Genomic DNA, 17,110 nt, shown 5'->3' with positions numbered 1-17,110 from the left:
AATCATTATGAAATTGATTCAGATTATTAAAAATATCAAGGATTCGATTGGTATCTTCTTCATTTATCCTTTTATTTACGTACAGATTCTGTAATTTTATATTTATTTTTTTTACATTTCCAGGTTGTTGATTTAATTCATATAAGTTATCAATAAGCTTTTCAATTTCTGAAAACAAAATAATGATGAATGTCATTTTCTGATATTCTAAAAAATTCATCTCTATTCCCAAAATCTCTTCTTCGATTGGGAAGTATACTTCATCTCTCGTTAGATAAATCTCATGACTTTCATCAGATTTTAAAATTTCTTCTATATTATTTTCGATGTCCACTCTTTCTTGATTCTTTTGATAAAGAAGATCTTGATAGCACTTCATTGAGTAATTATAGAAATCAACTAAATGCTTTATTCGATCATAAAAAATTAAAAACTCAATTTGTCCAGAAGCTGAATAGATTGTATGTTCATCTTCCAAATCTAAAAAGCTTATCATTCAATTCTCCTTTGGTTTAGCTGTTAATATAATTACAAAAGATTATTATTCTTCAAAAAGAAGAAGAGCAACTATAGGTTTTAATCCCTAATCGATTACTATATCCACTTCTCCTTTTGTATCCTGTAAGCCTCCAAGCAACGGGTCAAAAAATCTCCTTCATCCTCGGTTAATGCTTCCTTGTTTCCGCTTGTAATGATCATATGAATACTCGATTTGGGTATCACCATTGGGCCAAAAATGGTATTGGCTTGAAGGTCTTCTGAAGAGAGAACCTTCTCTAGAGGTAGCTCATTGAATTTTTTGAAAAATTTGATAACGACAAGGAAAAGCTCCAATTTATCAGAAAGACTGAACGTCTCTTTGCTGTACATTTGAAGGATGGAAAGCCGCTCCGCAATCGCTCCTGAATTAAACTTCTCATCGTCTCCCAAATTTAGAAGGCCGATGTGGGGGGACTGAAGATTTGCTTGTTGAATGTGAGTTATAAGCTCGCGTAATTGACTAATATCTCCATTAAATAAAATGTAATCGACGGTATCCCACAATATATCCTCGATCTCTGTAATGAAAGCTTTGATTTCCTCAGGTGCTCTATCAATAACTCCTACATTAATTAACACATCTGGGTCCCCGCCCGTTATTTCCGCAAGTGCTCGAGTTATCTCCACAGATGCCGGTAGTTTGGCGCCGGATTTTAGCTTGCTTATATAAGAACGATCAATAGTGATGCCCTTTTCTTTAAGCCGGTCCGTGATATCGGTTAGGCTTAGACCGCTCTTCTGAATATATTGCTCAAGTAATTGAGCATAAGCCACTTATCTTCCCACCTTTTACTTTACTGATGCATATCATTATACGCGATTCAACTGATTTGACAAATACGAGAAATGGAGATAGGATAAATACAGTCATATACGTGACTAAATAGGTCACTAACGTGACTGTAAAAATAGAGGTGACGACATCCATATGGAGCCATGTCTGTTAGTACGTCCTGAACCGTTCCCTGATGAGAGCTTTAAAGGCTACATTATTCGACTGTCAGAAGCAAATGGGTATCCTGACCCTAATCGAATTTACAGAATGGCAGGACTCTATAAGTATAGCAATGGTGTGAATGTATGCATGGTTGATGAGAAGATTGATGTATCACGATTAAGTCAGCTAACAACCTTGACCGAGGAACAACTACTATCACTTAGCTTTTACAATGAGATTGCAAAGTTAGAACAAAACAGCAGACTCGTCCACAAATTGTGGCGTTTCGGCACCTGTGTATATAAACAGCAATTATGTCCTGTTTGTCTAGCTGAAACCTCGTATCACCGGAAATTGTGGGATCTGAATATTGTAACGACATGCCCGGTTCATTATTGTTTTCTGATCGATCAATGTCCGAAATGCCAGAAAAAAATTTCTCCGCATCGCCCGCACCTCGTGTACTGCAAGTGTGGTTTCGACTTTAGAGAAGCACCGTTAGAAAACGTTCCGAAGGAACAAACACATGTTTCGCAGCTGCTCCATCGGAAATTGTTCGAGTGTACAACTTCAGATATTTCCATATCAAACAGACCTCTGGAACACATGGAGTTTCGGCACGTTGTTTATGTCATCATGATTTTTTGTGACGTTATCTCATTATACTTTCATGGTAATAAGCGATTGCAATTCGCACAAATATTCAAGCAAACTGGGTTGCATCATCTTGTCCAGCATTCGGTTCGTATCTTCGAACATTGGCCTGACTCCTTTGACAGTTTTGTAGACGAATTGAGAGCTCTTCCCAAAGGAATGAGAGATGGAGGACCAATGGGAAAGGAATTTGGAAACTTTCATCAAAAGTTGCAAGAACGCTTATATCATCCGGATTTTATGTTTGTAATTCAGCGGCTTAGCGAGTACTTGGATCAACACGATTCTGTACACCCCAAAGCAATCGAACGACTGAAGAAGAGATTATATCAAAAGACAGCAATTCAAGTGAACACCCAGTGTTTAAAGGATGGTCAGCTTTGCACTTCCAAAGACGTTATGAGGCTACTCGCTATAGGACAAGATCAAATCGTTCCTTTGGAGCAAAAATCTATTATTAAATGCGTAAGCGGTCCAACTGTAGACGGTAAGCATGAATGGTTGTTTGATTTGGAAAGTGTAGAGGAGCTTTTGAGTAAAATTCAAAACCATATGCAGGATTCACCGTTTGAAAGTTCTTCCATGATTACTTTTCAGAAAGCACTTCATATATTTGTTAAATGGGGCCATACTTTACCTGATTTTGTGCATTCGATCGTATCGAAACCAATAAGAGCATGTGGACGGACCCAAGAAATCGGGTTGAATGGATTTCTATTCATTAGTAGCGACATTGAACGTGCCGCCAAAGGTGAATGGTTATCGGTGGATGATGCTGCACGTGAACTATCCACGAAAAGAGAAGTGATCATTTCATGGATTCAAAAAGGATTCTTACCTGTTCACAAGCGTATCCGCAAACAGGTATATCCGATTCACCCTAAGGATTTCCACAAATTTACGAGATTATACGTATCTGCGATAGATTTAGTCAAACGGCATCCTCACATTCGCTCCTCTGAGAAACTCATCCGCTGGCTGGCTAGTGAGGGGATACATCCCGTAACAGGGCCTAAAATTGACGGTGGCCGTGGATATCTTTACAGGAAAAATCCTAAATTGAATAAGCTATTGGTTTAATAGATTCATAGATTGGAAATGATAATTAGTAGATTCTAGTAAAGGGGGTGTCAGGAGAGTGAAACAGGTTGCCAGAAAAATCCCAGTAAGCCGAGGGAAGCATTACCGCTGGAAAATCCCGTTTCTCAAAAACGGAAAGATGATTCATTGTGAAAGCCGATTGGAACGTGATTATGTGAGGTTATCTGATTTTGACCAACATGTCGTTGATCTAGACTATCAACCGCTTTGTATACCTTTTCTTTTAAAGGGCAGGCAACGTTTTTATTATCCCGATTTTAAAGTTACGACAAGAGATGGTGAGGTACGACTGATTGAAGTGAAAGCACACTCAAAAGTATACAAGCCTGAAGTTCAATTGAAAGCTATTGTTGGCCAATTATATTGCAAGCAAAAAGGCTGGCAGTACATGATCGTAACTGAAGCGCAACTATATGAGGACAGTTGTTTGCAATTTAATTTGGGCTACCTGAGAGCGCTTGGTCATCAACCGAATGTGCCTACCGATACATTGCAACTTGTATATGACACATTAATTCATTCGGGGGCCTGCACCATAGATATGCTCCGCGAAAATTGCCCCGGTATTGAAGATGAGTTTTTCTATGCCGCCATTTATAAGCTTATCTATTATCAGAAAGTGTTGGCCGATTTGATTACCATGGAAATATCCGACGAGACGATAGTATCAATCAATTCAAACCATGAGACTGGAGGAGAGGCATATGCGATCTAATAATCACAAAGCTATTGTAGAGAAATTTTTTATGCAAATGAACATGAATTTACTTTACCGTCTTCCCAGCGCAGAGAAGCCGAAAGACGGTGGTAAATAAATGCAAGGCTTTTCCTTTACGCCGGGAATCCGGTTCCGTATGAAGGATCTGGAATATATTGTTCGCAAAGAGAAAGGTAACGATATCGAAGTCACGAACTACTCGTACGACAGCGTAGAAATGTTTCGTTTGGATGAATTGGTTGAAGCGTGGTTCAATGGGGCGCTGGTGGTCAAACAGGATGATGTACCCGAGAAAGCACAAGTAGCAAGGCATGATTTGGAGATGTATTCGGATAAAGAAAAGTGTGTAATGGAAACACGGTACAAAATTTTAGAGCCGATTATTCTTGGACAAGTAAAACCTTCGGGATATCAAACCTACATTGATGGATTACCCGAACAATTGCGTAAAATGACATCGGTTGCTTCAATCTATCGATGGAAAAAACGTTGGGACGCTACGCAGGATAAGAGAAGCCTCATAAAGCGTAATGATTTAAAAGGCCCTAGGAAACGAAAAACGCCGACGGAAGTGATCGAGATCATTAGAGGCATTCTTCGTCAATTTGAAAAGGAAGGATTAAACATTTCTAATAGAAAAATACACATCGAGTTAAAGAAACGAGTGAATGATATGAATTTAACTCGAGACGAAATTCGAATGGTTAAGGCTTGCAGCGATACGACGGTATATCGGATTGTTCAGGAACTTACGGATACGTACCAAAAAGATAAATCGAGACACGGAACCGTGCAAGCCAATTTAAACAAAAATGGCGCGACCGGTGAAGTGCATGTAGAACGGCCTTTAGAGAGGGTAGAACTCGATTGGACGCCGATAGACCTCATGATTGTCGATTCGATGACACTAGATACAGAACGATATTATCTCGTTTATGCTGTTGATAAATTAACTGGATATCCACTTGGGTTTTATATTTCTGAAAAGGAGCCGGATACGTTCTCCATAAAGCAATGTTTATTACATATGATGCTACCTAAGGTTGATATTCGCAGATTGTATCCAAGGCTGAAACACGACTGGCTTGCCTACGGTGTCCCGGAAACGATTGTCGTCGATAACGCGAAAGTTAACGATTCGGAAGACCTGGAAGAAATATGTGCCCTGCTAGGTATTGAACTGCAGTATCCGCCTGTGGCATCAGGGCATCTGAAAGGCTCCATTGAAAGGGCATTTGAAAGTCTAAATGAAAAAGTATTCCATGGCATTCCAGGAACCACATTCTCTAATACTCAGCAAAGATCCCAGTATGATTCAGAAGGCAAGGCATGCGTAACGCTTCGAGCTTTATATGAAATCATTCATATTACTTTGATCGAACTCGTCGCGAATGATTATGACACCTCACGAGGCGGTACGCCTCATTTCCTTTGGAACGAAGCATTGAAAGATACGCGAGTGCAGAGGAGACTGCCGTTTAAGAAGGAAGATCTAAAGGTACTGCTCGGGACAGGGGTCGAATATCGAACCATCACCAACAAAGGAATCGAGATTCAGGCACAATTTTATCAAAGTCCCGAACTAATGAAACTGCGGGACCGCAAGGAACGAACCAATGACGATGCTAAGGTGAGAGTACGGTTCGATAAAGCTGATATGAGAGTCATCTACGTCTGGGATGACGAGAATCGCCAGTATCTGGAGGCATACCCGACCCGAAACAGCTTGCGCCGCAAAAAGATGGACCCGCAATATCCTGTGCATTATGCGCAGCTCCATAACTACTGCTATAACAATAATAAAGCATATCGAGAATTTGATACGGATCAGGTTGCAGAGGGATACCGTGAAATAGAAAATATTGTGAGTTTGAGCAAACTTGAAGTGGCAAAGCTTGAAAAGCTGACACAAGATGAACGGGCTGCAAGGTATTATGCCGATATTTCATCAATCCAGCTCGTATACGAAGCGCAGTTAACACCAGGTGGGCTAGAGACGCTTCAGCTTTTGGACGACAGTGAAGTAAAATCTAGTCATAGCAAAGGAAACAACAAAGGTAAGAAAGCCGGAGAATCACAACAATCTGTTCCATCACCAGCAGAGCAACAAGACAGTAAAGTAGGTGCAACTGAGGTATACATTGATGATCTGAATGACGACGAAGACGATTGGGGCACTTCATTAAAACAAGCGAGGGGATAAACGATGATAGAGCGGATGGAGCGATTTCCAACATTAAACGGTACACCGCCAACTTTTCATGAGTACGCCAGACGGATAGAACATGTCAAAAAAATCATAGTGAAACATCCTAAGTTCAACGAAGCCATGAGACAGCTCGAAGAAGTACACGAATTATCTAAGGAGTCCGTCTTGGCCGAAAGCTTGTATATTGGGGGACGAACGGGTGTTGGGAAAACCACGCTTTTGGAACAATACTTGGAACGTTATCCCCGCAAAATGATGAAGACATACACACATGTACCTATCTTATATGTGAAAGTGCCGCCCAGGGCAAAGTCGCCCAAGGCGCTGGCTTCCAAAATCTTAAGGCAACTCGGTGATTTGCTTTTTGATAGCGGATCCGAAGAGAACATGACCGAACGTATTCAGACTTATGTGCAAAAATGTCATATTGAAATGATCATCTTGGATGAGTTCCAGCACTTAATTGATCGGGATACGCAGCACGTCCTTGCGTTGGCATCTGACTGGTTGAAGACACTAGCAGAGGAGATTCGAATTCCGGTCGTTCTTTGCGGCCTACCGGAATCCCAGCGGATCTTTGAGCACAATGAGCAACTCGATGGACGGTATGCGAATCGTATTTTATTTGAGCAGTTTCACTTCGGGAGCCGCGAGGAGCAGCTGGAATTCCGAAAATTTTTAAAATATATGGATGACCAGCTGCCTTTTTGTGAAAGCTCGAATTTGGGTGATCCACAGACAGCGGCGAAAATCTACTATTTTTCACATGGCGTCCCCCGTTATATCAAGGATTTGTTACGAGAAGCAACGAAAATCGCTCTCCGCAAGGGGGAGGATTGCTTGACAGAGAGAGCGTTGCGGGATGCTTATCACCGAATTACTCGTTCTGTCCGCCCTTTTGCCATAAACCCGTTTGAACAATCTAATTTCGATTTGAGAGAGGTAATGGAAGTGGAGCAAAAGATGGAGGAGGCTTTCCTTAAGAAGTCCCAGGAGGCAAGAAAGCAGGGGCGCAAAAAGAAATGAAGAGTTCAACAGAAGAGCATTTGCGATGATGCAGGTGCTCTTCTTTTTTGTTTTTGTAATCTACCAGGTTATAAATTTATCAAAATCGGAAATAATAGAATTATATCTAATAGAAAGGGTGAATTTTCATGATGATTATGAACAGCTCATCTGGGCAAGGGGTGATCTTGCCATGGGGCATTTTATTCGATGGTCATTTTTACTCTTGCAGCCGAGCTATTCAGGAGCAGTGGTTTTCAAGTGCAAGCAGGATGATTTTAAGCAAAGTGAAGGTTTATTTTTTTCCTTGTTACCGAGATATCATTCAGATCGAGCTCAACAATCGAAAGACTATCATCACTTGTTATGTGCTAAGTGATACTGTCACTCCTCTTAAAAATAGGCAAAAGTACTACAAGCAGTTACAGCGGCTTCAACAACGTTATCCAAGAAAGCGGAGAATGAAGCGATGAACGAACTAATAACGCTCGTGGAGCGAAATATCAAATCATACCAAGCATCAATTGAGAGAAATAAAAAATATTTTGATTACCCTTTTACAAACAACAGTGATCATTATTACAAATTAATACTTCTTCATGATCGTTTGGAATGCTGGGAGAGCTTTCTTAGGCTTCTTTTTCGGTTTAAAAACAATCGTGTGGAGACCGTTGAGAAACAAAGCGACATGTTTGATAAAATGATTAAGGTTCAAACAAGCGGTGTTCCTGGTTTTGTAACGAAGCCCACAATAGCTCGCATGTTGGACTATATGAAAACATTGGAGTGGAGAATAGAAGAACTTCATGGGATTTGGAAAGTCCCGGACGACGTGAAACGGAATGATGAACTGGAGGGTACCGAAGATGTTACTGATAAGGCCGGAGGTAATTGAAGGAGAGAGCCTGGCGAGCTTCACACATAGGCTAGCTAAAGCGAATGTGTATCCTTCCGGCTCAAATTTGGCTAAGATACTGAGGTGTGACGCATCTCGAATTAGCAGAAATGATTTCGATGACAAGATGATAGAAAAACTGAGTCAAATCTCCGGATGCGCTGCTGAGAAATTAAAAGCCATGTCAGCTGAGGTGTTTCAATCCTTGCTGGGAGAGACGTTCTATCAACAAATGATCCAGCGTCGTCGGGTAAAATACTGTCCGGCATGTATCACGGAGGGAGTACATCGACACTGCCGGATCTGGCTGTTGTATCCTTTAACCGTTTGCACAGAACACATGGTATTGCTTATAGACAAATGCGATGCGTGCGGAGCTTACATTAGTATGCACAATTATATGAAAGGGAAATGTTCCCGTTGCGGCCATTCCTATCTTGCATCTCCCTACAAGCGGATAGAGCCAGAAAGTATAGTGTACTTATCACAAAAGGACTTAACTGACCGAATCTCTGGAAGGAAAGAGTCACTAATTTTTCCTGAATTCTCACTACAACAATATATGTCACTTGCCTATCACAGTTTCTACCTGTTAGATGGAATGAACAGTTTTATTCATGATAAACCGATTCCGATTCGCGGCTTTCTTCGTAATAAGAATGGCCAACAGAGCGTTGAGAATGCGACAACTGCATTTGCTAATGTGCACTGGATGTATAGTAATTTTCCGACCCATTATTATCAGGTGCTGCTGGCCTTCTTCCGACATAAATATCGTACCAAATACGAAAAGAAGGCATTCTATGAGAATGTATTCTCAGACAGGGCGTTTCTTCCTATTCAAGAGGCATATGATACTTACTGGTTGGAGCAATGGCACGAAGGTAAGATACGTTCGGATTTCTCAGTATTCAAGTCCAATCAAGCTTTACTTACAAAACGTGTGTTTCTATCACGCGAGGAGATCAAGGATAAGTTTGGCTATGGGAAGGTAGAAAAGCTGGCGGATAGTAATATGATTCAAACGAAAATCTTAAAACAAGGAAGCAGAAAACGATATTTTGTGGAAAAAAACTCGTTGGAAAAGGCCGTTCAAAGAAGGGGACAATTCTTTACCCGAATACAAGCAGCGAGTTTACTGGGGATTGGTCGAGATGCGGTACCGTCAATCCTGCAAGCCGGCTTATTGCATGAACACAAAACACCATTCTCCGAAGACACGCTTTTAGTGAAAAATGAAGTCGCGGAGTTAATGAAACGTTGCCGCGGCCGAAAAGGAGAGAAGACAGATGATGATTTGTCATTCCATCAAGCATTAATAAAGTTTTCTGTGAATGGGCTGACTATTGTAAAACTCATTATGTTCATAATGGAAGGTAGACTTTCCCCACGCACATCCTCTCCAGAAGAAAAACTCTCCGATTTGTTTTTTAACGAGCAGCAGTTGTGGGAATGTGTTTCTGATCTGAGGAGGGAAAAGCAGCATTCGGATGGATATTACATGAAAGATGTTATGCTTTTACTGCATGTTGGTGAAAGCACCATGAACCGTCTGATGGTCGAGGGAATATTTGTGCCAGAACGAATTTTATTGTTAAGGGATGGCAGAAAACAGTACCTATTTAACATGTCGTATATAGACAGATTCCTAAGTGAACACGTCAAGATTGATCAGGCGTCAAAAGAATTTCAGGTATCAGAAGTGACCATACGCCGAAGGATAAAGGAAGGCAATCTACAAGATGCAATGAGGGGGATCGGGAAAAAGTATTGGCTAAGTAGAGCAGAAATACGGAAAATAGTTCTTTGTCATAATGCATCACCTGCGGCCTGACTTCATTAGGTGCTTCTTCAAGAATTATTGAGTTTACAAATTAAATAGATTGGAGTTGAACGTACGTGACGTTGTTAAATGATGCTGAGAAAGTGAACTATTTGATTCATATTTTAGATCGTCATATTAAAAAAATTCCGACTGAAGGCACCTTTGCATATTATCTGGAATCACTATGCATTTTTCTGAAAACGAAAGACGCAATTCTCCAAAAGGAAGCCATCTATAATAGTGAATTATTTATCGACACTATATCTCATGGTTTAAGAAAACAACTTACTTATAAACATGTTATTGGTTCTTTAATAGCTGCGTTTGATAAAGCCGGATACTCAGACTCAATGGATGCAGCGGCCATTATTATTGAGTTTGAGCAGTTTCTTAAGCAGATGCCCTCAGAAGAAGTCGAAAATGTGTATAAGGAACGTTGGAGTGAATCATAAAACTAGTCTTGACAATATTACGTAAATCCCGGATAGCACCTCAGTCAACTTGGTGCGTAATCCGGGATTTTCGTAATATTAATATAATAAGCATTTATCTTAGAATATTTGAGAGATTATTTGACATGATCGTTCTGTTTTTTTTTGTTAATCTTAATATCTCAACTCTCGGTGCGACCAAGCCTAGGGTGTGAAGTTTAGCAGGTGGAAATCCTGCTTGGGAAGGCTAAAGCCAAGCTACCAATAGCGAGTCGTGGACGGCTGAAAGTAATTTCAGACTTAAGCGAAGACAGAAGGTAGCAAGCCTGAGATGGCCTCCCTTCTAGCGTCTGCAAGGGAGAATCCAGCCAACTGGCGAACCTGAACGTTTGCGCAATGCAACTGGGTCGAGGTGCTTTAAACAAGCTACATGGTCATTAGAAATTTGTGCACCATACAAGCGACATTGACGAGTGGTACGACTTATCCGTGAATCCTAGAGTTGGAGGGAACTCCATCATATACCGCTTTATGTATATCAAATAGATCGTTTGTAGAAAGAGGAAAAAGAAGGAAAAGATCGAAATATATCAAGAATATTACTATTTTTCTATAAGTCAATAGTCATATTTTAAGTGGTTGAGTATTGATCGCGGTGAAAAAAAGAACTATAGGAGATTTAGATTTGTATGGATATAGACTATGGAAAAATCAGGTTATACAAGGATCGTATCAGAATATTTTTTATAATCTATTTCTTTGGCGAAGAATGCCAAGATTCAAGTCGGCCGAATTGTTGTAAAGTTCTGCATTCTGAAGTGAAAATCCAAAAAATAGATTTTTTATTAAGAAACCCGGATTACCTCGCATATGAATTGCTGGAACTAGTAAAGACTGGAACAGTGAGTAAGACAGAAATTAGAGATGTTATAAAAAAAATATTCGTCGATAACGAACCGGAAGTACGCAGATTAGAAATGGAAAAATTCTTTTTTGGTGCCTATGAAGACATAGATCATGTTATTGCATTTTTGATTTCGTGTGGGTTTATTGAATATTCAAGTGAACGCGATACAAGCTTAAGAGTGATTAAAAAGAGTTATTATGTTACAGATGAAGCCGATGAGAAAATGGCTGAGAATCTCAAAAGTCTTGGATTGTTAAATTGGTATGTTAATAGGTGTGGGTTAATCAAAAAGTATTTCGGTGATTATTCTGGTTCAAATTTAAAAGCCCTCCAATATCAGATTGATGAATATAGAAATACTTCTTATAAAGAGTATATTACCGATATTCAAGAACTCGTAAAAAAACAGTTTTTTAAGGAGTTTGGTGAGAGTCTATGAATAAGGATTTAGAAAGTATCATTAATAAACTAGTGGAAGAATTCAAGCATGTAAATATTAATCAAGCAAAGGCTCTTATTAATTTCGATTCTGCAATCGAAGATATGCCCATTTCAACAGGAAAGAGATTGGTTATAAATTATCTGGAATTTAATGGTCAAAAGAAAAACGGTGAAAGTATAAATTTCATAAAGGAGTTTGAACAAGGTGTAAATATAATTATTGCAGACAACTTGAGAGGTAAGTCTACAGTCTTTAAAGTTCTAAAGGCTGCTTTAACTGGAGATGTAAACAGTATTAAAGCTGATGTTAAACAGTGGATAAAAAACGTTACTTTAGGTTTTAAGATTAGTAATAAAGACTACACGGTAATGATATCTTTGGAAAAAAGATTCAAAGGAATTCTATATAGTATTCCATGGAAAGAGCTTGCTGATGTTAATTCTATTGATGACAAGATCATTTTCCAGGCGAATAATAACACAAAATACTACGATGAAATTCAGAAGTTTTTCTTCAATCAATTTTCCTACTATTCTTTAAAATGGACTCAAAAGTCTTCAGCAAAAGACAGCAATGACCTTGTGGAAGCAAGTGCAAGTTGGAAAACATACTATAAGTCTATTTATTTAGAATCAAAAGATAGTGTGTCTTTCTATGGGGGACAGGATCAGAAGGTTTTTCAAATGTTGTTAGGTTTTGAATATACTAATTTGATAAACCATCTCAGCGTCAAGAGGGATATGTTGCTGTTTGAGTTGAGCAAGCATAAGGAATTCGAGAACCGGAAGGACAATGCGGCAAAAAACGAAAATGGTGAAATTGAACATAAATTGGAGCAGATTCAAGGAAAACTAGAGCAAATTAACAATAATTCACTAATGCAAGAACTTTCTCGACTTCAAAATGAATATAATCGAATGATAAGAAAATTGAACCATACTAATACAGGAACGTTGAAGACGAGTCAAGAATCTCAAAGAGCAATTAAAAAGCAGGCGGAACTATTAAGAAAACTTGAGGAGTACGAATACGAAGAAAGAAGAATTCGTAAGGAAATGATAAGATATAATCGACTCCTTAACGATTTATTAGAATATATAGAGATTGGGCAATTTTTTTCTAATCTAGACATTAAGTGTTGTCCAAGTTGTAATCAAGAGGTAAATAATCATCACTCTCAAATTGATGAAATATGCCCTTTATGCCACGAGCATGTAAAAATCGATGATGAGAATAGGCAAGTTTATCTCCATAAGATTGAAGAAACAAAAACACTACTAAAGAAATTAGAAAATGAGATAAGTTTAATTAAAGTGAAGATACAGGAAATTAAAGATAATTTGGAACAAGCGAATCGCGAAGTTGAGGTAATAAGAAATCAGCTGAAACTACAGGGAAAATATGAAGAAGAAATGGAATCTGAGCTCTCTAATATTATCGGTAATATTAATTTGGTTAGACAAAATAGTAGTGATATATCGGAAGAAGAGAAAAAATTAATAGCTGAACGTGCTGTGTTGCTATACAAGAGGGATAGTGCTAGTGATAATAGTAACGAACAGATAATAGTAGAAAAAATGGAAGAGGAACTAAAGGTACTAAATTCAGCGATTGATTTCCTGGATCAAAAAAGGTATGAAAAGAGCAAAAATATTTTAGACACTTTGGCAAGTATGATGTTGGCAGAGATCCATGAATTTGGACTTGAATCGATAACAGATATTGAGATCGATAATAAATTTAATGTAACTTATATACAAAATGATGTTAGTATGAAATTTGATGACATTGCAGAAGGTGAACAGTTAAGAGTAAAGCTTGCTTTTTACTTAGGACTAATGCAGTTAGACATAGAGAAAAATTTTGGTCGCCATACACGATTTCTTATTATTGACAGTCCTAATAAAGAAGAAGGGGATTCTAAATATTTGGAAGGGTTAAAGGATGTACTAATAAATATAAACGATAGATACGGTGAAAATTTGCAAATAATTATTGGTACTGCAACTCGTGAATTAGAGAACGTTTTAAAGAATCAAACGGTCTACCCTAAAGGAGATTATGTGTTCTAATGAAACTAGGTGAAGAATATTTTAATTGGGAGCTGAAGGAAAGAATACGATATTGGGATGAAGAGAATTTTCTCTCTGAAGCAGAAACATTAAATGAAAAAGAAATTTATCTTTTTGCTAAAAATGTTTTGAAAGAATCTAGTGAAAAACTATATTGTAAGCGAAGAGCCTTACAGGATCTACTAACCTTGGTCTACAGGGGGAAAGTGAAGCCACGACGAATTATTGGGTTATTGCTTGATGAGTGGGAAGGGGAACAAGAGACCAGTTTGGAATGTTTACGCCTTAAGTACTTATCTTTATTTTATCAGAATGAATCGGATGATATAAAAGAAATTCTAAAAGAAAAATCTAATGATAAGAATTGTGAAATAGTGTCAGAAGCAAGTTATCAAATGGGATTAATCCAAATTTTCGATGCAAACGATACATTATCGAAAAAAGATTACCAGATTAAAATAGCAGCGGCAGAAAGTTTTTTTGAATCAGCAGAAAAAAATGATGATAACAGAATAGATGCCAGGATACTCAAACTTATCTGTCAATATTTAATAGATAGTTTATCCTTCAAGTCAAAGTCCGCAGATGAGTTATACTTACGTATTATGGCTTTAATTTGGGAAACAAGATTACTTTCGTTAGATGAATGTTCTAATGCAGTATTTATTGGAATTAGTAGATGTATTTCAAAGTTACAAAAAATTAAGTGCGAGAATCCTGATTATTGGATAGATTACAGAAAAGAATTTAATTATTTATGTGTTCAATTTTATGAATTGAAAAATGTTGAGTATAAAGAAAATTCCTTCTTTGAAAAAGTAGTAAAGGATACAAGCGAAAAAATCATTGAGCATTTTATTGAACCAATATTTAAGTTTAATTATAAAGCTGCTCTTTCAAAAATAGATGTTTTACTAAATCAAGATAGTATAGTTGACGTCGAGAAAGGGTTTTTAAATTACTTAAAAAATATTGTCATCAGTGATACTATTTCTGGACAAGATACAAGTCTTAGTTATATTAAAGAGATTTATCCAATGGTTAATGATACTGATATAGAAGAATTTATAAAAGGTTTGCATGAATCCAATAAAACTGTTGCAGTGTGGAAGCTTCTTGAAAGTACAAAACGTTATTCATATGATGTGTTATTAAATTCAATTGTTAATGCATGTGTAAAATTACAAGGAAATCATATATATCGAAATGCCTCTGAAGATGATAGGAATGGATTCATAAAGAACATCTTGGAAACAGCAGGATTTTATGTAAAGGATCAAACAAGGTGGGGGATTTCAAATACTGGTAAATCTGCAGGTGAAGTTGATCTCCTTATTGAAGAAAAAAATTCTCCATACTCAATTATTGAAGCACTGAATTTATCATCTTTAAATGAAAATTATTTAAATCTCCACATTAATAAGATTTTTAAATATGACACCACAGGACTTCCGTTTAATTTTATTGTTAGTTATGTGAAGATAAAAGATTTTGGTGTATTTTGGGAAAAATATAAAAAGCATATCACTGAACATAAATATCCAGCTGAATTAGAAACTATTGATTTTAGTATAGACAACGAATTTTATTATTCGGGGATTAAAATTGTATTAACTAAGCATAACAGGAATGGCGTGATAACTGGATTATATCATATATGTGTTAATATTTCTGAATAAAAATAGCGTATAGAGCTAAAGTAACGGCTAAATCTGGGTTTTCTAGATGGAATATAACAAGGCTAACTGGCCTAGAGCGTTTCGTTTAAGCAGTAATTTTGAAAATGAAGACAAAAAGAGGTAGCATGAGGCGTTCCAACTTGGTGTGATGTTTTCTTGAGTCTGTAAAATAAACTGTGTAAACTCTCAAACCTGCTAAAATAGAAGTAACAGAAAGGTTGGGAGCACACATGGGATTATGGACAAAGGAACAACTCCGCGCATTCATCAAGGAGAATAAGCTGATCACCGCGCAGGATGCACAGAATGCCTTGAAAGACCTGTTCGCTGAAACGTTGCAAGAGATGCTCGAGGCCGAGATGGATACGCATCTAGGTTACGAGAAACACGATGTACAAAACAAGCAGACAAGCAACAGTCGCAACGGTAAGAGCAAGAAGAAGATCACTAGCGAGTACGGCGAGCAGGAAATCACCGTGCCTAGGGACCGTTTCAGTGAGTTCGAACCTCTCGTAGTGAAGAAGAATCAGTCCAGTGTAACCGGCATTGAGGATCAAATTATCGCGCTCTATTCCAAAGGAGTCAGCACAAGAGAAATCCAGGATCATCTACAGAATCTATACGGCATTGACGTCTCGCCAACAATGATCTCAAACGTCACGAACAAGATCATTCCCCTCATCAAAGAGTGGCAGAATCGCCCGCTACAAGGCGTTTACGCAGTTGTCTTTCTGGATGCCATCCACTTCAAGGTCAAGCAGGACGGCGCCATTGTAAACAAGGCAGCCTATATGGTCATCGGGATCGATCTGGACGGCAACAAAGACGTACTGGGCATGTGGATCGGTGAGAACGAGTCGGCGAAGTTCTGGCTCAGCGTGCTGAATGATCTCAAAAACCGCGGCGTACAGGACATTCTCATCACCTGTGTCGACAACCTGACGGGCTTCTCACAAGCGATCACCGCATGCTATCCGAAGACCGAAATCCAAAAGTGTATCATCCACCAGATCCGTAACTCTACGCGCTACGTCTCTTACAAGGATCTAAAGAAAGTAACGGCGGACCTGAAGCCGATCTACAAAGCGGTAACGGAGGAAATGGCGCTTGTGGAGCTCGATCGTTTCGAAGAAGCCTGGGGAGCTAAATACCCGCTCATTATCCGCTCCTGGCGCAACAATTGGGACGAGCTGGCCACGTTCTTCAAATATCCGCCCGAACTACGTAAACTCATCTATACCACCAACATGATCGAAAGCTACCACCGCCAGCTTCGCAAAGTAACCAAAGGAAAAAGCATCTTCCCAAGCGATGAAGCGCTGCTGAAAATGCTCTACCTCGTCACCATGGACGTCACGCGTAAATGGACGGGACGCGTCCAGAACTGGGGGCAGATGCTTCTCCAACTTTCCGTTTTCTATCCGGATCGGATCGGTCAGCATTTGCCTTGAGTACCGAACTCCCCTCGGGGAGTTTCTCTCTAAATGAGTTTACACAAAATTATTGACAGACCCGTTTTCTTCGCTGTGTCTGCCTGCTTCGCAGGTCGGCCGAGTCGGTGCACAGAGCCGAACGCCTCACTTCCTGAAGTACACACGGACCTCCCGGTTTTAGTAGATTTAATCGGCCAATACTTCCTTTGGGGACACCTGGAGCCGGACCTTGTTCCATCGCTATACTGTACGCTTGTTTGAG

At 38.9% G+C, this 17,110-nt stretch carries 14 protein-coding genes; 12 read left to right on the top strand and 2 right to left on the bottom strand.

Translation table 11 applies throughout. From position 1 onward, the window contains the following. Positions 1–496: hypothetical protein (locus CF651_RS07110; RefSeq protein WP_144029027.1), on the bottom strand; the 496-nt coding region annotated here is incomplete at its 3' end. A 98-nt stretch (positions 497–594) separates the two neighbouring features. Beyond that, positions 595–1,314 (bottom strand): helix-turn-helix domain-containing protein, encoded by a 720-nt coding sequence (locus tag CF651_RS07105; protein ID WP_094014173.1) that lies wholly within the window; start codon positions 1,312–1,314, stop codon positions 595–597. Positions 1,315–1,468: 154 nt separating this feature from the next. On the opposite strand from CF651_RS07105, the gene CF651_RS07100 reads away from it, so the two are divergent. From CF651_RS07100 to CF651_RS07045, 12 genes are all read left to right on the top strand, one after another. Next, complete coding sequence (locus CF651_RS07100; protein ID WP_094014172.1) at positions 1,469–3,211, top strand: TniQ family protein; 1,743 nt, start codon at positions 1,469–1,471, stop codon at positions 3,209–3,211. Positions 3,212–3,269: 58 nt separating this feature from the next. Next, positions 3,270–3,947, top strand: coding sequence for a TnsA endonuclease N-terminal domain-containing protein (locus tag CF651_RS07095; protein WP_094014171.1), 678 nt, complete (start codon positions 3,270–3,272; stop codon positions 3,945–3,947). A gap of 139 nt (positions 3,948–4,086) precedes the next feature. Further along, positions 4,087–6,153 carry a Mu transposase C-terminal domain-containing protein gene (locus CF651_RS07090; protein WP_179232716.1) on the top strand — a complete coding sequence of 689 codons (2,067 nt, stop codon included), beginning with the start codon at positions 4,087–4,089 and terminating at the stop codon, positions 6,151–6,153. A 3-nt stretch (positions 6,154–6,156) separates the two neighbouring features. Next, on the top strand, positions 6,157–7,185 hold the full coding sequence (locus CF651_RS07085; protein WP_094014169.1) for a TniB family NTP-binding protein: 1,029 nt from the start codon (positions 6,157–6,159) through the stop codon (positions 7,183–7,185). A 128-nt stretch (positions 7,186–7,313) separates the two neighbouring features. Beyond that, complete coding sequence (locus CF651_RS07080; protein ID WP_144029026.1) at positions 7,314–7,637, top strand: hypothetical protein; 324 nt, start codon at positions 7,314–7,316, stop codon at positions 7,635–7,637. Beyond that, the gene (locus CF651_RS07075; RefSeq protein ID WP_094014167.1) at positions 7,634–8,059 is read left to right on the top strand and encodes a hypothetical protein; all 426 of its coding nucleotides are present in this window, start codon (positions 7,634–7,636) and stop codon (positions 8,057–8,059) included. The genes CF651_RS07080 and CF651_RS07075 overlap by 4 nt, the downstream gene beginning before the upstream one ends. After that, positions 8,031–9,893, top strand: a complete 1,863-nt coding sequence (locus tag CF651_RS07070; protein WP_179232715.1) for a TniQ family protein — start codon at positions 8,031–8,033, stop codon at positions 9,891–9,893. Before CF651_RS07075 ends, CF651_RS07070 begins: the two co-directional genes overlap by 29 nt. A gap of 65 nt (positions 9,894–9,958) precedes the next feature. Next, positions 9,959–10,336, top strand: coding sequence for a hypothetical protein (locus CF651_RS07065; protein WP_094014165.1), 378 nt, complete (start codon positions 9,959–9,961; stop codon positions 10,334–10,336). 668 nt (positions 10,337–11,004) lie between these two features. Then, on the top strand, positions 11,005–11,661 hold the full coding sequence (locus CF651_RS07060; protein ID WP_094014164.1) for a hypothetical protein: 657 nt from the start codon (positions 11,005–11,007) through the stop codon (positions 11,659–11,661). After that, entirely contained in the window at positions 11,658–13,736 is a 2,079-nt protein-coding gene (locus CF651_RS07055) for a hypothetical protein (protein ID WP_094014163.1), read from the top strand. The genes CF651_RS07060 and CF651_RS07055 overlap by 4 nt, the downstream gene beginning before the upstream one ends. Continuing rightward, positions 13,736–15,415, top strand: coding sequence for a hypothetical protein (locus tag CF651_RS07050; RefSeq protein WP_068773776.1), 1,680 nt, complete (start codon positions 13,736–13,738; stop codon positions 15,413–15,415). Before CF651_RS07055 ends, CF651_RS07050 begins: the two co-directional genes overlap by 1 nt. 230 nt (positions 15,416–15,645) lie before the next feature. Continuing rightward, positions 15,646–16,866, top strand: coding sequence for an IS256 family transposase (locus CF651_RS07045; RefSeq protein ID WP_094014162.1), 1,221 nt, complete (start codon positions 15,646–15,648; stop codon positions 16,864–16,866). Positions 16,867–17,110 lie beyond the last annotated feature (244 nt).

Source organism: Paenibacillus rigui (assembly GCF_002234615.1).
In the GTDB taxonomy this organism is placed as follows: Bacteria; Bacillota; Bacilli; order Paenibacillales; family NBRC-103111; genus Paenibacillus_S; species Paenibacillus_S rigui.
This window is presented reverse-complemented; position numbering and strand designations above follow the sequence as displayed.